The 20,558-nt window shown below is 42.7% G+C and carries 21 protein-coding genes and 1 riboswitch; of the genes, 19 read left to right on the forward strand and 2 right to left on the reverse strand.

Annotation, left to right across the window (positions count from 1 at the left end):
* The first annotated feature begins 2 nt into the window (after nt 1-2).
* The 18 genes from RCG19_RS19930 to RCG19_RS20015 all read left to right on the forward strand — a co-directional run bounded on the left by RCG19_RS19930 (nt 3) and on the right by RCG19_RS20015 (nt 17,784).
* Nucleotides 3-1,517: a helix-turn-helix domain-containing protein gene (locus tag RCG19_RS19930; protein WP_308108548.1), complete on the forward strand. Its 1,515-nt coding sequence runs from the start codon at nt 3-5 to the stop codon at nt 1,515-1,517.
* A gap of 186 nt (nt 1,518-1,703) precedes the next feature.
* The gene (gene hutU / locus RCG19_RS19935; protein WP_308108549.1) at nt 1,704-3,377 is read left to right on the forward strand and encodes a urocanate hydratase; all 1,674 of its coding nucleotides are present in this window, start codon (nt 1,704-1,706) and stop codon (nt 3,375-3,377) included.
* 12 nt (nt 3,378-3,389) lie between these two features.
* Entirely contained in the window at nt 3,390-4,691 is a 1,302-nt protein-coding gene (gene hutI / locus RCG19_RS19940) for an imidazolonepropionase (protein ID WP_308108550.1), read from the forward strand.
* A complete protein-coding gene (locus RCG19_RS19945; protein WP_308108551.1) occupies nt 4,669-5,664 on the forward strand; it encodes an agmatinase family protein in 996 nt (331 codons plus the stop codon). The genes hutI and RCG19_RS19945 overlap by 23 nt, the downstream gene beginning before the upstream one ends.
* A 229-nt stretch (nt 5,665-5,893) precedes the next feature.
* Complete coding sequence (locus RCG19_RS19950; protein WP_308108552.1) at nt 5,894-6,919, forward strand: hypothetical protein; 1,026 nt, start codon at nt 5,894-5,896, stop codon at nt 6,917-6,919.
* Between the two features lie 60 nt (nt 6,920-6,979).
* Entirely contained in the window at nt 6,980-8,083 is a 1,104-nt protein-coding gene (locus tag RCG19_RS19955; protein WP_308108553.1) for a glycosyltransferase family 4 protein, read from the forward strand.
* A complete protein-coding gene (locus RCG19_RS19960) occupies nt 8,076-8,861 on the forward strand; it encodes a HipA family kinase (RefSeq protein WP_308108554.1) in 786 nt (261 codons plus the stop codon). The genes RCG19_RS19955 and RCG19_RS19960 overlap by 8 nt, the downstream gene beginning before the upstream one ends.
* A 26-nt stretch (nt 8,862-8,887) precedes the next feature.
* Nucleotides 8,888-9,772, forward strand: a complete 885-nt coding sequence (gene galU / locus RCG19_RS19965) for a UTP--glucose-1-phosphate uridylyltransferase GalU (protein WP_308108555.1) — start codon at nt 8,888-8,890, stop codon at nt 9,770-9,772.
* 299 nt (nt 9,773-10,071) lie between these two features.
* Nucleotides 10,072-10,317: a glutaredoxin family protein gene (locus tag RCG19_RS19970; RefSeq protein ID WP_308108556.1), complete on the forward strand. Its 246-nt coding sequence runs from the start codon at nt 10,072-10,074 to the stop codon at nt 10,315-10,317.
* 68 nt (nt 10,318-10,385) lie between these two features.
* Nucleotides 10,386-11,423 carry a DUF2804 domain-containing protein gene (locus RCG19_RS19975; RefSeq protein WP_308108557.1) on the forward strand — a complete coding sequence of 346 codons (1,038 nt, stop codon included), beginning with the start codon at nt 10,386-10,388 and terminating at the stop codon, nt 11,421-11,423.
* Nucleotides 11,424-11,523: 100 nt separating this feature from the next.
* Nucleotides 11,524-11,632: riboswitch (TPP riboswitch) on the forward strand.
* Nucleotides 11,633-11,747: 115 nt separating this feature from the next.
* Nucleotides 11,748-12,566 carry a hydroxyethylthiazole kinase gene (thiM, locus tag RCG19_RS19980; RefSeq protein ID WP_374049625.1) on the forward strand — a complete coding sequence of 273 codons (819 nt, stop codon included), beginning with the start codon at nt 11,748-11,750 and terminating at the stop codon, nt 12,564-12,566.
* Nucleotides 12,532-13,353 (forward strand): bifunctional hydroxymethylpyrimidine kinase/phosphomethylpyrimidine kinase, encoded by an 822-nt coding sequence (thiD, locus tag RCG19_RS19985; RefSeq protein ID WP_308108559.1) that lies wholly within the window; start codon nt 12,532-12,534, stop codon nt 13,351-13,353. The genes thiM and thiD overlap by 35 nt, the downstream gene beginning before the upstream one ends.
* On the forward strand, nt 13,350-13,991 hold the full coding sequence (thiE, locus tag RCG19_RS19990) for a thiamine phosphate synthase (protein WP_308108560.1): 642 nt from the start codon (nt 13,350-13,352) through the stop codon (nt 13,989-13,991). The genes thiD and thiE overlap by 4 nt, the downstream gene beginning before the upstream one ends.
* The gene (gene thiW / locus RCG19_RS19995) at nt 13,988-14,494 is read left to right on the forward strand and encodes an energy coupling factor transporter S component ThiW (RefSeq protein ID WP_308108561.1); all 507 of its coding nucleotides are present in this window, start codon (nt 13,988-13,990) and stop codon (nt 14,492-14,494) included. Before thiE ends, thiW begins: the two co-directional genes overlap by 4 nt.
* Before the next feature lie 104 nt (nt 14,495-14,598).
* Complete coding sequence (tenA, locus tag RCG19_RS20000) at nt 14,599-15,273, forward strand: thiaminase II (protein ID WP_374049626.1); 675 nt, start codon at nt 14,599-14,601, stop codon at nt 15,271-15,273.
* Nucleotides 15,274-15,280: 7 nt separating this feature from the next.
* Nucleotides 15,281-16,015 (forward strand): ABC transporter ATP-binding protein, encoded by a 735-nt coding sequence (locus RCG19_RS20005; protein ID WP_308108563.1) that lies wholly within the window; start codon nt 15,281-15,283, stop codon nt 16,013-16,015.
* Nucleotides 16,005-16,775: an ABC transporter permease gene (locus RCG19_RS20010; protein WP_308108564.1), complete on the forward strand. Its 771-nt coding sequence runs from the start codon at nt 16,005-16,007 to the stop codon at nt 16,773-16,775. Before RCG19_RS20005 ends, RCG19_RS20010 begins: the two co-directional genes overlap by 11 nt.
* 13 nt (nt 16,776-16,788) lie before the next feature.
* Nucleotides 16,789-17,784 carry an ABC transporter substrate-binding protein gene (locus tag RCG19_RS20015; protein ID WP_308108565.1) on the forward strand — a complete coding sequence of 332 codons (996 nt, stop codon included), beginning with the start codon at nt 16,789-16,791 and terminating at the stop codon, nt 17,782-17,784.
* A gap of 73 nt (nt 17,785-17,857) precedes the next feature.
* Here RCG19_RS20015 and RCG19_RS20020 read toward each other — a convergent pair whose 3' ends face one another.
* Together RCG19_RS20020 and RCG19_RS20025 are read right to left on the reverse strand one after the other, a co-directional pair.
* Nucleotides 17,858-18,598, reverse strand: a complete 741-nt coding sequence (locus tag RCG19_RS20020) for a protein-glutamine gamma-glutamyltransferase (RefSeq protein ID WP_166246274.1) — start codon at nt 18,596-18,598, stop codon at nt 17,858-17,860.
* Nucleotides 18,599-18,666: 68 nt separating this feature from the next.
* Nucleotides 18,667-19,917 (reverse strand): MFS transporter, encoded by a 1,251-nt coding sequence (locus tag RCG19_RS20025; protein WP_308108566.1) that lies wholly within the window; start codon nt 19,915-19,917, stop codon nt 18,667-18,669.
* A gap of 326 nt (nt 19,918-20,243) precedes the next feature.
* On the opposite strand from RCG19_RS20025, the gene RCG19_RS20030 reads away from it, so the two are divergent.
* Nucleotides 20,244-20,444: a cold-shock protein gene (locus tag RCG19_RS20030; protein WP_007083657.1), complete on the forward strand. Its 201-nt coding sequence runs from the start codon at nt 20,244-20,246 to the stop codon at nt 20,442-20,444.
* The last annotated feature ends 114 nt before the right edge of the window (nt 20,445-20,558 follow it).

A 20,558-nucleotide genomic window follows, 5' to 3' on the forward strand; every position in this document is an offset into this window, starting at 1 on the left:
ATATGGAAGGTAAATGGCTGATTGCTGATCGCGATTTGAATGAGCGGGAAGGGTTAAAGTGGTTATTAAAAACATCTTCCATTCCGGTCTCGGCTATTTTTTTAGCGGCAAACTATCAAGATTTTATTGTTCGGTTTGAAAAGGAATCCCCTGATATTGTTCTTTTGGAGCTCGACATGATTAGCAAAGAGGAATGGTCTGGCTTTCGTGACCTGATGCGCATTTATGATCCAATCCTCCTTCTTTCAAGTGCGGAAGCTACCTTTGAAAAGGCTCGCTTGGCAATCGATATGCAAGCATTAGATTTAATGATAAAACCTTTTTCTGCAACAAAGGTAAAATTGGCCTTCCAAAAAGCATCCAGAAGATTAAGCACCAAAATTCAGACCACGGGCTTCCACCTTTCGCCATCACATAAAGATATTTCTTATGAAGGATTATTCCTTTCACAGCAGGGAGCAACAACAGACCAGGTTAAAATAGCGGCATTTCAGACTGAAAGTGTTGAAATGGTCCCGACGCTCTATTCTTTTATTACCGAATATCCATTTATAGACAGCCACGGCATTTTCGCGCTAAGCGATATGGTGGTGCTTTTATTCAAGGAAACGTGTAGTAACATGACGGAGCAATGCCAAAAAGCAATGAGAAAGTGGGAGGAAGAGTACTCCGATCCATTGGCAATTGTTGTACATAAAGGGAACTCCTCGGCGATAAGCCTTAATCAGAAATACCTGCAAACGAGGAAAATGCTGGAATTCACCTATTATAAAGGCTACCGGCAAGTTGTTGAATTAGAGTTTTCACCGGAATGGGGGCATATGGATCCTTTTTTAACACCACCTGAACAACGAGAATGGGTCGATATGCTAACAAACCTCAATATGGAAAAAATAAAAAAGTGGCTCTATGCTGAATTTCTTCACTTATCTGATCCCTATCCGGATCCGGGATTAGTCCGAATCCGGTTAACGAGTATATTGGCACAAGTCAGAAGATTTATGAAAACCTGCCATCTCAATGACGATGTAAGTTATGAACAAGAATACCGAACTATTTTTAACTCGATTTTATATGATACGGTTCTGTATCGAACAGTGCAAAACCTCATTTTATTTAGCCAAAAGATGTTTGTCGGTGCCGAAAGTAACATGCAAAACGTGAAACAGGATCCGATTGAAATGGGCCTATCGTATATGAGGGCGAATTTTTCCAATAGTCGACTAAGACTCGAAGATGTTGCTCAATTTGTCGATCGCAATCCCTCCTATTTTAGTCATTTGCTCATTACGAAAACCGGGTCAAGTTTTACCGAGGTGCTGGCCGGGATCCGAATGAAGGAAGCCAAACGATTATTAATCGAAACAAGAAAGCCAATTAAAGAGATTTCCATGTTAACGGGGTACCAAAATGCCAATTATTTTAGTCGAATGTTTAAGGAACTAACTGGAATGACCCCGAGGGAATTTCGCTTGCAAAAACCGGAATGGAATAAAAGTGGCAAGAGGACAGTTTAGTGTAACTGTTCTCTTTTTTCTAGGAAAAGTATCTTTTTATAAAAAAAGTATCACTTTAAAGAATAAAACTCTAAAAAAATGAAGGGAAACCTGTGTATTTTATCCTTTATCTGTTTATTTATCCCTACTTTTCAGAAAATTATATTTTTATAATAAGAATATAATAAAAACTAAGGAGTGGTAAAAGTGGAAGCGAATATAGCAAATAAGCGAGTTATTACGAATTATAAAGGAACGGAATTACATGCAAAGGGCTGGATTCAAGAGGCTGCACTAAGGATGTTAATGAACAATCTTGATCAGGAGGTTGCGGAAAGACCGGAGGATTTAGTGGTTTATGGCGGAATTGGCAAGGCAGCACGTAACTGGGAGTCCTATGACGCGATTGTGAAAACGCTTTTAGAACTGGAAGAGGATGAAACCCTGTTAATTCAATCAGGTAAACCGGTTGTCGTGTGGAAATCGCATAAGGATGCACCTAGGGTTTTACTAGCAAACTCTAACCTTGTACCAGCATGGGCGAATTGGGAGCATTTCCATGAGCTTGATAAAAAGGGCTTGATGATGTATGGCCAAATGACGGCCGGCAGCTGGATTTATATTGGCAGCCAAGGGATTGTCCAAGGGACGTATGAAACGTTTGCTGAGCTTGCTCGTCAGGAATATGGCGGTACATTAAAACACACCATTACATTAACGGCCGGTCTTGGTGGCATGGGCGGGGCACAGCCATTAGCCGTAACCATGAATGATGGTGTTTGTCTTGCCATTGATGTCGATGAAACCAGAATCGATCGTCGGATTGAAACAAGATACCTCGATGTAAAAACAAATGATCTTGACGAGGCATTGAAATTGGCGCATGAGGCGAAGGTAGCTGGAAAAGCGCTTTCGATTGGTTTACTTGGAAATGCAGCCGAAGTTTTACCCGCGATGATTGAAAAAGGCTTCAACCCGGATGTGTTAACAGACCAAACTTCTGCCCATGATCCGCTTAACGGGTATGTACCTGTTGGTTATTCTTTAGAAGCAGCGGCCGAATTACGTCAGGCAGATCCAGTAAAGTATGTCGAACTTTCCAAACAAAGTATGGCCGCGCATGTTTTGGCAATGTTGAAAATGCAGGAAAAGGGTGCCGTTACATTTGATTACGGTAACAACATCCGTCAGGTGGCAAAGGATGAGGGAGTAGAAAATGCCTTCGATTTCCCTGGATTTGTTCCTGCATATATTCGTCCATTGTTCTGCGAAGGAAAAGGACCGTTCCGCTGGGCAGCACTTTCTGGCGACCCGGAAGATATTCGCAAAATTGATGAGGCATTACTACGAGAATTCAAGGATGATGAGCATCTTTGCAAATGGGTAAGAATGGCACAAGAAAGAATTGCCTTCCAAGGCCTTCCAGCTCGTATTTGCTGGCTTGGGTTTGGCGATCGTGCCCGCTTTGGTAAATTGATTAATGATATGGTTGCTTCTGGTGAGGTTTCTGCTCCAATCGTCATCGGCCGTGACCACTTAGATGCCGGATCTGTAGCGTCACCAAACCGTGAAACAGAAGCCATGAAAGACGGCAGTGATGCTGTATCCGACTGGCCAATTTTGAATGCAATGATCAATGCCGTTGGCGGCGCAAGCTGGATTTCACTTCACCATGGCGGTGGAGTTGGCATGGGGTATTCACAGCACTCCGGTATGGTTATTGTTGCTGATGGGACGAAGGATGCAGAGGTTCGCTTACAGCGCGTATTAACGACAGACCCTGGTATGGGCGTTGTTCGTCATGCAGATGCCGGTTATGACCTAGCGATTAAGACGGCAAAAGAAAAAGGCATCAACATGCCGATGTTGCAACAAGACTAATAGACTGAGAGGATGTTGGCATTGAGTAAAGTAATTTTTATCAGAAATGCGAATCAGCTCGTTACGTTGCAGGGGAGTTCACAAGCTCCACTTGTAAAGGAAGCGATGTCTGAGCTTGGCATTATTGAAAATGGCAGTGTGTGGATTGAAGATGGTGTCATTCAAGCGGTGGGTACGGATGAAGAGCTTTTAGCAAAATTCGAAGGTCGTCTTAGTGAAGCAGAAGTGGTAGATGCTAGTGGGAAGCTTGTCACACCAGGTCTCGTTGACCCGCATACCCACTTGGTTTTTGCCGGCAGCAGGGAAAATGAATTTAATATGCGGCTGCAGGGCGCAACGTACATGGACATCATGAATGCGGGCGGCGGCATCCATGCGACAACAAGGGCGACAAAGGCTGCGTCACACGAGGAGCTTTTTCAAGCAAGCTTTGGCCGGTTAAATCAATTCTTGCGCCACGGGGTCACGACAGTGGAGGCAAAAAGCGGTTATGGAATGGAATGGGAAACCGAGCTGAAGCAGCTGGAAGTAGCGAAACAATTGAATGAGAAACATGTGATTGATGTCGTTTCGACCTTCATGGGGGCACATGCAGTACCAAAAGAATATAAGGAAAATCCCGATGAGTTTGTTCGGTTACTTGTAGAAGACATGATTCCAAAGGTGGCGGAGCTCGGACTTGCGGATTTTAACGATGTGTTTTGTGAGCATGGCGTTTTTACACCTGAGCAATCACGGGTGATTCTCGAGGCCGGAAAGCGCCACGGGTTAATTCCAAAGATTCATGCCGATGAGATTGAGCCCTATGAAGGGGCAGAGCTTGCAGCAGAGGTTGGCGCCATTTCTGCTGATCACTTGTTAAAAGCTTCAGAAAAAGGGATGAGGGCGATGGCGGAACAAGGTGTGGTCGGGGTATTACTGCCTGGGACAGCTTACTTTCTAATGGCTGAATCCGCAAATGGCCGGAAAATGATTGACCTTGGGGTACCGGTAGCGCTGTCGACAGATTGCAATCCAGGTTCATCACCGACTGTTTCCTTGCCATTTATTATGAATCTTGGCTGTTTAAAAATGGGAATGACACCTGCAGAGGTAATCACCGCGACTACGATTAATGCAGCACATGCGCTTAATCGCGGCCAGGAGATTGGCAGTTTGGAAGTGGGTAAAAAAGGCGATGTGACGATTTTTAACATCGAGAATTATATGAAGCTGCAATACTCTTATGGGGTGAACCATACGGATATAGTGGTGAAAAATGGTCAGGTGGTTGTTAGAGGAGGTCATATAGTTGAAGAGCTTTCTCTATCCTAAACTAAATCCGCCAAGTTTTACTTGGGTTAGACCTGAGGCTGCTGATGACGCGGTTAAGGTCCACGAGTGGATTCAGCCACTAACAGCTGAAGCGGATCCTGAAAAAAGGAAGGATGTCGATTTTGTAGTAGTCGGCGTCCCACTTTCCCGTTCATCGATAAGCGCTTCGGGTGCTTCCGAATTTCCGGATGCCTTTCGCCGTGCCTGGAAGGGGTTTACCACCTATAATTTGGACGAGGGTGTGGATCTATCATCAAAGGTGGCGGTTGATGTTGGCGACGTTCCGATGCATGTTACCGATATTCGCCGCTGTCATGACAATATTATTGAGGCCTCTGCTGCAATCCAAGACCATTTCCCGACTTCAACGGTATGCGCAATTGGCGGTGATCATTCGATTACAGCGATGATGGTGAAAGGAATGCACCAGGCCAGTCCTGACGAAAAAATTGGAATTATCCAGTTTGACACCCATTTTGATTTACGGGATCTGTCGGATAATGGTCCTTCTAACGGGACCCCGATGCGGAATTTGATTGAAAGTGGTGTTGTAAAGGGTTCCGATATGTACAACATCGGTTTGCACGGATTCTTCAATACAAAGGATTTAAAGATGTATGCTGAAGAGCATGGTGTCAATTACATTACACTAAGAAAGGCACGGAAAAAGGGGATTGAGGAAACCGTCCTTGCGTGTTTAGCAGCATTGTCAGAAAAGGTGGATACGATTTATGTGACGGTGGACATGGATGTTCTTGATATTGCCTACGCTCCAGGGGTACCGGCCTCAACGCCGGGGGGCATGACAACAGCAGAACTACTAGACGGGGTACTAGCCGTCGCCAAGCATCAAAAAGTCAAGGCAATGGACATCGTCTGTCTCGACCCACAAAAAGACAGCAACGTGCAGCCAACCGTAAAACTCGGCACACACGTATTTTTAACTTTTCTCACAGGGGTAATGATGAGATAGGTGTCAGGCACCAATTGGTTAATTATGGATGGACAACGATAGCAATCATCGTTGTCCATTTTTTTGATTTTTAGACGCATGCCTTAACATTTTCGACCTTACTTGAATTAACTATAGTAGGCAATAAGTGAGATTCGTTGTTTTTCTTGTCATTCATTTAGACAAGCAGCAAATCATCTTTCGGATTAACTGCTGTTGTTATGATTTATACTAAACAAGGAGGAGAAATGTGGATATTAATCAATTAAATAACTGGTTAAAAGATATTAAAGTTCAAAATCAAGTCAATGCCGATGTCGAGGTGGTAAACAATTCCCCATTAAGCATGCTGGGGAAAGGCCGTCAAGGTGCAGTATTCCAAGTTTCTGAGGATATTTGTGTGAAGGTATTCGGTAATGAAGAGGATTGTGAACGAGAACACTATGCCTTATCTCTTGGGAAAGATACGAATCTTTTTCCAAAAATACATGCAAAAGGGCCACTCTATATCGCTATGGATATTGTTAGAGGCGTGGATATTCGTGAATATTTACAATCCCAGCCGCTCACAGAATCACTGTCTGCAAGACTACTTATCATGTTAATTACGTTTAAAAAAATTGGCTATGAGCGGATTGACCATCATAAACGACAGATTTACTTGCAGCCGGATGGCAGTTTGAAAGTCATTGATGTGGCGAGAACAGTATGGCGTGACCGTGTCTATCCGTATCCACGGAAACTATTAACGTCACTAGGTGAAGAAAATAAGGCCATCTTTCTAGGACATGTTAAATCAATGGCGCCTGATGTGTATGAAGAGTGGCTGCACTATATCCGCATGGAAGAGATTTCTCATCAGATTTACGAAATCTTACTGCCGGAAAAACCAGACAAGGAATCGTTGAAAAATTTAAGTAAACAACTGCTCACAACAAAGGATGAGGAAAAATATGTGGCCCAGCTACAAGGATTAGTCCATAAGGTATTTAAAGAAGAATGGGTCAAAACCATGCTTGCACGGGGGAAGGATCCGGATACTGTCATGGCAAAAATAGATGAATATTGGGATTCCCGTGAGATGGAATTTTCCCGTGATGGTGTTCGCTTAGGAGATAAGGGATGGGATAAGAATCGTAAAGAAGGTAAGCGTTTTGTCGGTGAAAGCCGCCGTCACGATGATAAGGACCACAACAGGAAACGATTTGAGGGAGAAAAATACCATGAACGGGATCGCAAAAATCGTCCTAAGAATAGGAAGCGCCATCACAGCTAACTGTCATTAATTATTTTTTAAGTAAGAGGTGGTCCAAAAAATATATAAGGAGTAGTCTAAATGAAAGTTTTAGTAATCTGGCGGCTCCTCACTGTAGGCGGGGTTAATGCCGGATGGAGAAACCGCTCGATTTATTTTAAACAGCAGGGGATTGATACCGAGTTTTTATACACGACGGATCATGGCGGATTGCACATCATGCAGGATGTTGCACCCGTTTATTTAACGAAGGATGAAAAAAAGATTATAAATATTATTAAAAATAATTCCTATGACGCCATCATTGTCGTCGATACAGGTGCAGCCTATAAATGGCTCCGAAAGGCTAACTATCAAGGTCCGGTTATTATCGAAGCACGTACCCCGGAGCTGATTAAGCTCATGCCACACCTTACCACATTTAAAGGAATTCAGCCGGAATTAATTATCGTTCCGTCAAATTATCAAAAGCGGTTAGTGTCCATTTTAACAAATGATGTCCCGATTGATGTCATTTACAACGGTGTCGACACCACATTTTTCCGGGCATTGCCCACTGAAGAAATCGATTATCACACAGCCCCTGCGGTGTCAGATGAGAAAAAAATTATTGGCTGGATTGGCAGATTGGACAAACGTAAGAACTGGCCGATGCTACTTGAAGTGGCAAAAAAGATTAAAAGGGAGCGCAATGATATTGAAATTTGGATTATCGGCGGTGCCCAAAGTGTCCAGCGTGAGGAATTTAAAACCACCTGGCAAGAAGAAGGGCTCACCGACATCATCAAATGGTTTCCAGTTATCCCTTATCAGCAAATGCCACATGTGTATGCTAAAATTCGCCAATCCGGAGGCTGTACCCTTGCGACAACAAAGTCCGAATCATTTGGCAATACGTTTATTGAATCGATGATCTGTGGAGTTCCCGTCGTTGCTTCTAGAATGATGCCCGTGACAGAAATAGTTGTGGAGGGCGAGACGGGTCTGCTTTTTCGCGGACAAAATGTCGATGACGCAGTCACGCAATTATATCGGATTTTAGATGACCTGAATGTCCAACAACGAATGTCTCAGGCTGCAATTAATCATGTTCAGCAAAACTTCTCGATTGAAGCCGTGGCCGATGAGTATATTCAATTGTTAAAAAAATTTGGTGATGATGGGGGCGGGAGGCAAGATGATTAAACCCACCTCGTATCTTAGGAAATTGGAAGGGAAATCAAATGCTCATTTAATCACTTTCAACGATGGTAAGGATTATGTGGTCAAATTTTTCCAACCTGGTTTTGAAAAAACGCTGCCGAATGAGTGGGTAGGGTATTGCTTGGCACGATATCTTGGATTACCAGTGCCATATGCTTGTTTAGTGGATATTACTCAAGAATTTACTTCGCAGGTTCCTGAGTTATCGCAGGCGCAGGCGCCTCAAACCCGCTACCAATTTGCCTCTTTGTACGTCCCTGATTGCCAAAATGGACATCAAGTTTCAAATGTAGCCCATATTGTGAACCATCAATCACTGGCAGGAATCATTTTGTTGGATTATTGGTTGTGTAACCAGGACAGGACTCGCAAAAATATTCTTTTGCGAGAGGTAGTGAGAGATCGGTACGAAGTATGGATGATTGATCAAGCAGAAATCTTCGGAACCTACAATTGGCTGCATGCTGATTTGGAAGATTTGCCAGTAGAGGTATTGAAAAGTGCCACACATCAATTAATGGCACAATTTATTGAAAATGAACAGGATTTTACGGAACATCTTGAATTGATCCAAACGATGCCGATTCTTTTAATAGAGGAAATTGTCTCGCTCATCCCTGATGAGTGGATGGTTTCGAAAGAGGAGAAAAAGGCGATTGTTACCACGATGGTAACAAGGAGGAAAACCATTCTGCCGCAGCTGATGCATAGATTTTTAAAAAAGGTATATCGGCCATTGCATCCTGAAGACGAAAAGTAAGAAATGGTTTAGAAGGGGGGGAGTTTATGAAAATCCGAAAGGCCATTATTCCAGCTGCGGGGCTCGGAACACGTTTTTTGCCAGCAACCAAGGCCGTGCCAAAGGAGATGATTCCGATTGTTGATAAACCTACCATTCAATATATTGTTGAAGAGGCCGCAGCGTCGGGGATTGAGGAAATTATTATCATAACCGGCAGGGGAAAACGGTCAATAGAGGATCACTTCGATAAATCCTATGAGCTCGAAGATACCTTATTTAAAAAAAATAAACTAATAGATTTGGAGAAAGTTCAGCAAATATCCAGTTTAGTGAAGATCTATTATGTTCGCCAAAAGGAACCAAATGGACTTGGGGATGCCATCCTTTGTGCCAAAAATATTATTGGTAATGAACCATTTGCAGTTATGCTCGGTGATGATATTGTGCTGGCAGAGGATCCTTGTTTAAAACAGCTGATTAAGGTGTTTACGTATTATAATAGTTCGGTTGTGGCGATACAGAAGGTTCCGGAACATGAAGTGAGTAAATATGGCGTCATTAAGCCGAAGGGTGCAATGATTGAGCCAGACCTATATGCCATTGATGCGTTAGTGGAAAAACCTAAGGCAGAAGAGGCTCCGTCGGCATTTGCCGTCATGGGACGTTATATCTTAATGCCTGAGATTTTCGCTATCCTGGAGCGACTTCCTCTAGGTAAAGGCAACGAATTACAACTGACTGATGCCATAAACGAACTAAATAAACAACAGGCTGTCCTGGCATACAACTTCGATGGAACACGCTACGACATCGGCGACAAAATCGGCTACCTCAAAGCAACCATCGACATCGCCCTCCAAAGAAACGACACCCGCAAAGAAATCTTCGCTCACTTGGAAGAAATAGTAAAATGGTGTCAGGCACCATAAAAAGACACTTTTGGCAAATTGTCCACCTCAGGTGGACAATTTGCCTTTTCTTTTGCTGTTTATTTTGTATTTGCGATACTTAGTGTGTTGTGGTTCGGGTGGGTCTTTCTTATGATGGTAGTGGGAATAGTAGTGTACTTTTGAAGGAGGAAATTTCGCATTATTGCTTGGGAAAGCGCATATTCAGACATTTCTCGAGTTATGATGTCGGAATGACGTCAATTCTGGTGCTTTTATTTCATATGAACACTTACATAAGAATACTGTTTTAAAAATATGGATATAGAGGGGACTTATTTATGAATAAACACGTCATCGTCTATACGACAAATGATTGTATTGAATGTACATTAGTCAAACAGGTTCTCACGCAAGAAGGGATTCCGTTTGAAGTAAGGGATGTGTCGTTGAAATCAGACTATCAAAAAGAAGTGGAGAAATTTGGCTTTTTAGGGGTCCCTGTTACGGTAGTGGGCGAGCGAGCAGTAAAAGGATTTACCAATGAACTCAAGGAACTCATAGATTTTGTGAAAATCAGGGAATAAGGATTGCAAGAAAATATACCTGCAAAGATGACAATAATTTTTTGTGATGGACGAGGGATGTGAATGGGATGCAAAGGAGAATAACAAAAGCACAAAGGCTGCTAAATGATAGGGGCGAGCTTAATGATAAGGGGTACGCCACAGAAATGCTTCTTGAATACCGAAGAGAGGACATAAAAGCACGTTCCTATAGAATAAAAGAATGGGACTACTATTTGGTTGCGAACGATGACCATGCAGTGGCTTTGACCGTGGCGGATAATTCTTATATGGGGCTGTTAAGTGTTTCTATACTAGATTTTAATAATGCTAGATTTAAGACTACCAGCATCATTAAACCATTTACGTTCGGTAAGTTAAGGCTGCCTTCATCATCGAAAACAGGTAATGTCATGTACAAAGATAAACGCATTCACATGGAATTCTTACATGAAAATAACACAAGAAGACTGAAATGCTCAATGAAAAATTTCGATAAAGGCAAAGATTTTCATTGTGACATTACCCTATACAATGAACCAAAGAATTCTATGGTTATCGCAACGCCATTTGCCGAAGATTCGAAAGCCTTCTATTTTAATCAAAAAATCAACTGCATGACAGCAAAAGGTACTGCTTCCATCGGCGGCGAAGAAGTCCGGTTTAATCCAGTCGATTCCTTTGGAATATTGGACTGGGGGCGTGGTGTTTGGACGTACCGGAACACATGGTATTGGGGTTCAGCCTCAGGGATGGTCGATGGAAAATCATTTGGTTTTAATATCGGTTACGGTTTTGGCGACACATCGGCTGCTAGTGAAAATATGCTCTTCTATGATGGTGTCGCACATAAATTACAAGACGTACAATTTCATATTCCGATGAATAATGCCGCGGGGAAATTTGACTATCTTAAACCATGGGTCTTTTCATCTAGCGATCACCGATTTGAAATGACGTTTACCCCGATTTTGGATCGAAGCGATTTTACCTCAATTGGCGTTATTGCAAGCGACCAGCACCAGGTATTTGGCCGGTTCAATGGAAAGGCGATTTTGGATGATGGTAAGGTGATAAACGTACAAAATTTCCTTGGATTTGCTGAGCGGGTTTATAACCGATGGTAAACAGGTGATGAGGGAAACATTCCCTTTCCAGTTATAATTCAAGTGTTTTTCTTTACATCAATGGTAATTAGCGGTAATATGGATGTAATTTAATAAGTGAAGTATCTACTAGGGGTGCCCTGTAATCAGGCTGAGAGAAAACGTTAAGTTTTTAACCCTTTGGACCTGATCTGGGTAATACCAGCGTAGGAAAGTAGTCGAGCGTAATAATAAGTTTTTCGCTTTCTACCAAACCAGGTCCAATTTTGGATCTGGTTTTTTATTTTAAAAAAAAGAAATGGGGAGATTGGTTTGGAAATAAGTAAATTGGCAGAAACATTACAAATGGTAAGAGAGGTAAACCCACTCGTCCATAATATGACGAATGTGGTTGTCACCAATTTCACAGCAAACGGGCTCTTGGCCCTTGGAGCTTCACCGGTTATGGCAAATGCCAAAGAAGAGGCCGCGGATATGGCGAAGATTGCCAGTTCACTAGTTTTGAATATTGGTACATTAAACCCGCAGACGGTTGAGACGATGATCTTGGCTGGAAAGGCGGCTAACGAGCATGGTGTTCCAGTCATATTTGACCCAGTGGGTGCAGGGGCCACACCGTACCGGACGGAAACTGCGCAAAACCTTATGAACGAGGTCGATGTTTCTGTGATCAGAGGAAATGCCGCTGAGATTGCTAATGTTGTAGGAGAAAAGTGGGAAATTAAGGGCGTTGATGCAGGAGCGGGGAATGGGAACACCGTTGAACTAGCTATCTCTGCTGCGGAAAAATTACAGTGTGTGGTCGTTATAACAGGGAAGGAGGACGTCGTCACAGATGGAAAAACAACATATGTTGTTAGCAATGGACATCCAATTTTAACAAAAGTAACGGGGACCGGCTGTCTATTAACTTCGGTGATTGGGGCTTTTACGGCAGTAGAAAAGGATCTGCTTCTTGCTTCAGTGGCTGCCTTAACTTTCTATGGTATTTCAGCCGAAAAGGCGGCTGCGAAATCAGCTCAATCAGGGCCAGGCAGCTTCCAAATTGAATTTTTAAATCAATTATCAATGGTATCTTCTGACGAGATGAATAGGTATGCTTCTGTCAATGAACGATGTGGAGGGATAGATGATGAGAAAAGCATTAACAATCGCCGGATCTGATAGTGGCGGCGGCGCGGGGATTCAAGCAGATTTAAAAACGTTTCAAGAATTAGCGGTTTTCGGGATGTCTGCTGTGACTGCAGTTACAGCTCAAAATACACTAGGAGTCCACGCAGTTTACCCCATGACGGTAGAGGCGGTTGCCAAGCAGATTCAAGCGCTTGGCGAGGATATGGGTGCGGATGCGGTAAAAACGGGAATGCTTTTTAGTGCCGAAATTATCAAGACTGTTTCCGATTGTATCAAAAAATACCGATGGAAAAATGTGGTTGTTGATCCTGTGATGATTGCCAAAGGCGGGGCCTCTTTACTGCAACAGGAAGCGATTTTTGCAATGAAAAATGATATATTGCCTCTTGCCGAAGTCATTACGCCGAATATTCCGGAGGCTGAAGTGTTAACAGGTTTGAAAATCCAAACATTTGAAGATAAACAGGAAGCGGCGCTAAGACTGTGTGACCTTGGAGTCAGAAATGTCGTGATAAAAGGCGGTCATGATGAAAATGAGAATACGTCCACAGATTTACTTTTTGATGGGAAGGAATTTCACACCTTTACCAGCAAGCGGATCCCTACAAAAAACACCCATGGAACAGGGTGTACCTTTTCGGCAGTCATTACTGCTGAATTAGCCAAAGGCTTCACGGTTTATGATGCAGTATCAACAGCGAAGGATTTCATTCAAGCAGCTATTGAAGATGGTATTGCAATCGGCCATGGTCATGGTCCGACAAACCACTGGGCCTATCGAAAAAGAAAATATTTTAAGGAGGTGGCAAGGCCATGAAAGATTTACGCGAGTTAGTACACGTTTATTTTATCATGGGCAGTCCGAACTGTTATAAAGAGCCAAAAGAAGTATTAAGGGGGGCAATTGCCGGCGGGATTACTCTTTTTCAATTCCGTGAAAAGGGTGAAGGGGCATTAATGGGTGCCGAAAAAAGGATCTTTGCAAAAGAACTTCAAGCAATTTGCAGGGAAAATCATATTCCATTCATCGTCAATGATGATATCGAGCTCGCCCTGGCGATTGGGGCAGATGGGGTTCATATCGGACAAGAGGATGAGCCGGTAAAAACGGTAAGGGAAAGGATTGGAGAGAAGATTCTTGGGGTTTCTGTCCATTCGCTGGAGGAAGCCGAGATTGCCTTGCGGGACGGTGCTGATTATTTCGGGATTGGGCCTGTTTTTCCTACAAAAACAAAGGAAGATGCAAAGCCATCCAATGGGACAAGCCTTATTGAAGCACTGCGAAAAAATGGATACACCATCCCAATAGTGGGGATAGGCGGAATTACCAGTGAAAATGCCGCCGCCGTTATCGAAGCTGGGGCAGATGGAGTTTCGGTGATCACCGCGATTAGCCAGGCAAAGTCACCATGTGAAGCAGCAAAAGCAATACATAAGGGAGTGAATAGGGGATGAATAAAACCTATAAACTGACATTGACGGCGATGATGATTGCAATTGGAACACTCTCCAGCAGCTTCGTTTCGATTCCGATAGGATTTACAAAGGTATTTCCCGTTCAGCACTTCTTGAACGTATTGTCTGCCGTGCTATTGGGACCGTTTTACGCTGTCGCCCAGGCGTTTTGTGTCTCACTGCTAAGAAATCTAATGGGAACGGGTTCCGTGTTTGCGTTTCCCGGTAGTATGGTAGGAGCGCTGCTGGCATCTCTATTATTCTTAAAAACAAGGAAAATCTATCTAGCATTTATCGGGGAAGTCATTGGGACGGGGATTATTGGTGCAGTCCTATGTTATCCAATTGCAACTCTTTTACTGGGGAAGGAAGCAACCCTTTTTGGCTTTATTCCATTATTTATCTTTAGTTCGTTTGCGGGAGCATTGCTGGGGTTTGTAATATTGACAGTATTCTTAAGAAAAAAAATCCCGGTTATGGCTGGCTACACCCATAAAAATTAATTCATTTCTTTATAAGTTTGTTGTTTTTGTTGATTCGCCGATAGACGCGACAATTAGAGAATTTAATACGTGAAAAACTATTAGATACTTGAAATGGGGAGTACATATTGCGATTTTCACATCGACTGCATAATAAAGTAAGAGAAATTTGGGAGAAAACTCATCAGCATCCATTTGTTGACGGGCTAGGTAAGGGAAATCTTCCTGTGGAATCGTTTATTCGCTACATGAAGCAGGATTACGTATTTTTACTCGACTATTCCAAGCTTTTTGCATGGGGGACGATTAAATCTAAGGATCTCGACACCATGGCTGAGTTTGCAAAACTGCTCCATGAGACGTTGCATGGTGAAATGGACTTGCACCGTGGGTATGCTGCCAGGTTTGGCATTACCCGTCAACACCTCGAAGAAACCAAACCATCGCCCATCAATTTGGCCTACACGCGATATATGCTAAATGTTGCGCAGAACGGGTCTCTTGAGGAATTAATCTCAGCATTGCTGCCGTGTATGTGGAGCTACTGGGAGATTAGCAAAATGCTAGCAGATAAATATCCCAAAGCTAGCGAGCATCCGTTATATGGCGATTGGATAAAAATGTATAACTCAGAGGAATTTGGCTCGTTGGCCCTTTGGCTGATTGATTTATTAGACCAATTGGCGGAAGGAAAACCGGAACGGGAATTAGATAGGTTAGAAGAACATTTCATTACGACCTCCCGCTTTGAGTATATGTTCTGGGATATGGTTTATAAAGGAGAGGATTGGCCTGTTTAACCCATCCATGTTATCAATCGAAAACCTAACGTATGGTTTTGACAACGCAAAGCCCATTTTTCAAAAACTCTCGATGGATGTGCAGGCCGGAGAATTTGTTTCTGTAATTGGTGCAAGTGGGTCAGGAAAAAGCACTCTTTTTAAATTGATTACCGGACTTCTAGAGCCTGAGCAGGGAGAAATCAAGATGAAGGGTGTGAAAACTGGTAATAGGTTAGGCATGGTTGGGTATATGCCCCAAAAGGATTTGCTTTTACCATGGCAAACGGTAGTAGACAATGTCTGTTTGCCGTTAGAGGTTATGAAGGAAAATAGACGGCAGGTCCTTCCCGACATCCGCGAATGGCTGGCCCGTTTTGGACTCGGAGATGTAGAACATGCCTACCCGGATGAGCTTTCCGGCGGGATGCGGCAGCGGGTTGCTTTTTTGAGGACGATCATGACAGGGAAAGACCTGTTATTGTTGGATGAACCGTTTGGGGCACTGGATTCGCTCACGAAACGGAACATGCACAGCTGGCTATTAGGACTTTGGGGGAATTTACAAAAAACAGTGCTGTTCATCACCCATGATTTAGAAGAAGCTATTTTGTTAAGCGACCGGATTTATTTGCTTGAGAAAGACTCTATTCAAGAAATAAATGTCAGCTTGCCACGGCCAAGAGAGGCTGAAATCATCTATCAATCTGAATTCATTGCAATGAGAAAAGAATTGGAGCGGCTGATTCAACATGAAACTTAATTGGAAGAAATGTCTGGACGATTATGGCCTATTCCTACTTGTTATCATTTTGTTACTAAGTGGTTGGGAGTGGATTGTCAGAAAGGGAATGATTCCATCCTTCATTTTACCTTCACCAACGTCTATAGGAGCATCACTTATAGAAAATCGGGAGCTTTTGTTCAAAGAGCATTTGCCGGCAACCCTTGCTGAGGTGCTGATTGGTTTTGGGATATCACTAGCAGGTGGACTGTTGATAGGCGTTGGGATGCACTTTTCCCGTTCATTAGAAAAAGTATTATACCCGTTTCTTGTTATTTCGCAAACCATCCCAATGATTGCACTTTCACCAATCCTTATCATGTGGTTCGGCTATTCGATTTGGAGCAAAATTGCCGTCACGATCTTGATCGCGATTTTTCCCATCATTGTAAGTACTTATGATGGACTGAAGTCGGGAGGGGCGGAATACCGGGAATTACTACTGACCATGGGGGCTAATCGCTGGTTTATTTTTCGAAAAATCCAGCTACCATTGGCATTGCCATCCATCTTGTCCGGCTTGAAAATGTCTGTGGTTTATTGCGTTGTCGGTGCAACGATCGGTGAATGGCTCGGCGCAAGTGTCGGATTGGGCTACTTCAGCAGACGGATGTCGGGGAATTTACAGGCAGACGCCGTGTTCGCGGCTATATTCCTGCTTTCCTTACTTGGTGTCGTGTTATTTTTATTGGTTAGTTTACTAGAAAAACAGATGTTGAAAAATAAAATTCGTTATTAGAGGGGAAAGAAAAGTGAAAAAATGTTGGATAGTCATAGTTAGCCTTTTGTTATTACTAGTTAGTGCTTGCGGGAAAGAGGGAGCTAATCAAACTACGGGCAGCGCTGGAAAGGTACAAAAAGTGAGCCTCATGCTGGATTGGTACCCGAACGCAGTCCATTCCTTTCTTTTTGCTGCAAAAGAAAAGGGTTATTTCAAAGAACAGGGTTTGGATGTGGATATCCAAATGCCGGCAGATACAAATGATCCACTTCGACTGGTGGCGGCTGGAAAAGTCGACCTGGCGATGAGCTATCAACCGGAGGTATTAGTAGCACGCGGCGAGAATATTCCTGTTCAGTCCATTGCCGCCATCGTACGCCATCCTTTGAATCAATTAATGGTTGGTGCAAACAGCCCGATCCAATCACCGAAGGATTTAGCCGGAAAAACGATTGGCTATCCGACCATTCCATTGGATGAAGCGATTATTCAAACGATGGTGAAAACGGACGGCGGGGATGTGCAAAAGGTGAAAATGGTTGATGTTGGCTGGGATTTGATTCCTGCAATGGCAACGAAAAAAACCGATGCGCTGATGGGGGGATTTATTAACCATGAGAAGTTGTTATTGGAAAAAGAAGGCCATCCAGTCCGTACATTAAATCCGGCAGATTACGGTGTTCCGGATTATTATGAATTAGTGTTAGTCGGAAGTGAAAAAGGCTTAAAGGAAAACCCAGATGTATATAAAAAGTTTAGTGCAGCGATGGCAAAGGGGCAGACATTTGTCGCAGACCATCCGGAGGAAGGCCTGTCCATTTTATTAAAGCATGAAGACAAGACGTCCCCATTAGAAGCAGATATTGAAACAAATAGTCTGAAAATCCTCCTTCCGTTAATGGATGCAAAAGAAAAACCATTTGGCTACCAAGACCCAGAAACATGGGAAAAAGTCGCCCAATGGCTAAAAACCACCAAAATGATCAAGGCAGATGTAAAAGCAGAAGAAGCATTTATTAATTTTTGAGGTTGACACCGTAAATAGAGGAATAAGGGTGACAGGCACCATTGCAGAGCAATGGTGCCTGTCACCCTTTACGCTATAAATTGTAAAATAATGATTGATACCTTGGTCTGGTGATCATTTGCATGAGGTAGGCTGATGTTTTGGAGTCTGGTTTTCTTTTTTTGTTTAGGAAATTGATAATGGTGCTGGCGTTGCGTATGCCGACACCATGGCCGTAGTATTGGTCATCGCCGAAAAAGATGACATTTTCGGCACGCCAATGCGGCTGCTGCGGGTCGAAATCTGGATTGTTGAAATGTAAGACATCGCCAGGTAAATAATCATCTCCAAATGTTTGATGGATCGGGAGGTCATCATCAAATTGCCAATCCATCAGATAAAGTCGTGCAAACAGAATATCAAACCGTTCGCTGCCAATCGAATAAAGAGCGGCAATATATAAAACAATGGCGATAGCGGTAGAGCATTCAAAGGCGTAAAGCTTACCGTTTTTAAGGATGTCCTGAATGGCAACAGACGGCGGAACACCTGCCTTTATGAGGAAGCCGCCATTGGCTAATCGATCCCAATACTTTTTATTACAAAATGCATAGCTGAACGTTGTAAAATGTGCCCCGCTTTTGTTCAGTTCTCTAGCGGCCTTCATCGTATTCACTCGGAATAAAAGCTCAAATGTTAATTGATTCATTGTTTGGTATTCAAAAGATGCATGGCTTGCCGCCATTTGTTTGATAATCGTATACTCTTCAGACTTTTTGGATTTCCCTTTCATGAGTTCCTCGGGTTCTACCACCTGATGATTTATTTTAATCATTTCAACCTCCTGGTTTCGATGAACTCAACTCCTTTTATAAAAATATGAAACTGGAACGGGTATTAGTATCATTTCTTCGGAATTTTCTCCATATCAAAACTAGTGTAGGTCTTTGCTACTATTTTTGTGTCCCTAAATTTCAGATACATGAGAAGAAAGACGAAGGCACTTACTAAACGGAGGAGGGAGTTTATTCCCAACGATGTTTGCATGCCCGATACTTCCAAAAGCCATATACCAATCTGTGGTGCGATAAAAGCGACAAAGGATAAAAGAACATTATAGGTCGTGATGCAATAGGTTTTCTTCTCGTTTGGTGATTTCTCTAATAAAAGGTTGAACAAGAGAAGTGTGGTACCTGAAACAAAAAAGCCGGACGTCATTTGAACGAACGTAAGATAAACCAGATTGGTAGACAAAACGGTTAAAAAAGGAGCCGTAGCCATTCCGGCAGCTACCCATACAAGCATCAATGTGTTGGACTTTGCCTCCGCTAATTTCTTCCATAATGGAAACGAAAAAACCTGCACCAATTGATTGGCAACAGAGAAGATACTAATCCACAAAATTGTGGCATGGGCATATTTTACATTATAAATATTGAATAGACCCCAGGCCATTTGCCAGGAGAAGTTGAAGCAAAGGGCAGTAATGAGGAACCATTTGTAACCCTTATCGTGAAAAATAGACCAATCCATTGACGAATTTTTTTTCGCAAGCCCTGACGTGGATTCGGCTTTTTCTTTGTGCTTCATTAAAAAAAATACTTCCAATAAGCCAAAAAGAAAAGCAATCACAAATAATACTTGATAGGCCAGTGCATGTTCGGTCTGCTTTTTCATAAAAATCCCAATCAGTAAGGTCGTAACCATTCCGACAATTGTTACTAATCGATTCCGGTCACTAAAAAACGCCCCTCTACGGTCCTCGTCAATGATCCCACTAATCAGTGTCTGCCAGCCAATCGTAGAAATGGTTCCGGGGATATTCATGAAAGCGATAATGAGTAAAAACGCCCATGCCTGATAGGAAGAATGAATATAAACCACCCCAGCTAGCAGCAAAAATAGTATCCTTGCCCAAAAAACAGATAATGCAACGGTTTTCTTTTGCTGTTGCAGTCGATTTAAGACGATTGCTGCCGGGATTGTCATACCTAACGCCATCAGTGGTGGGAGGGAACTGATCAATCCTACTTGATAATTGGAGGCACCAAGGATGGCGATTGCGAAAATCGGGAAAAAGTTCCCGGCGAGATTCACAGCCACTATTGAGACCATTCCATGGTAAATACTTACTTTTTCATTATATGTGCGCATGCGTCTTCACCATTTCATTCATAAATTCTCTAGATATTATACAACCAAAAAGGTTGAATCTACAGGATATTTTATCTATTTATTAACTTCGGAATTTTCCAAAAAAATAAACTCGAAAAATTGTCACATGACCGTAAAAAATAGCCAAAATGAATCATCAGAATTGTTTATTGATTTGCCTAATCGGCTCATTTCTGTTATAGTTAAGGAGAATTATTTTTGTGAGTCGGAAAGAACGTGAAAGTGATATACTGCTTTTTGTCTTGAAGATTTAAGCAAGGATAGTACCAAAATGTGTGCGCGGCACACAGCAGGAGGATACACAAATGGAACAAGGTAAAGTAAAATGGTTTAATGCAGAAAAAGGATTTGGATTCATCGAACGCGAAGCAGGAGACGATGTATTCGTACACTTCTCAGCTATCCAAGGTGAAGGCTTCAAGACTTTAGACGAAGGTCAAGCAGTTACTTTTGACGTAGAGCAAGGTCAACGTGGACCACAAGCTTCTAACGTGCGTAAAGCATAATTTTAGCTAACATAAATGAAAAAGACTCTTCGCAGAGTCTTTTTTTATTTGTGCGACAGGCAGTCGTACCTTGTGCAGTAGAACTGCACTGAATGAGTTGTTAAAGGTTGGAGT

It is taken from the genome of Neobacillus sp. OS1-2 (assembly GCF_030915505.1).
Classification (GTDB): Bacteria; Bacillota; Bacilli; order Bacillales; family Cytobacillaceae; genus Neobacillus.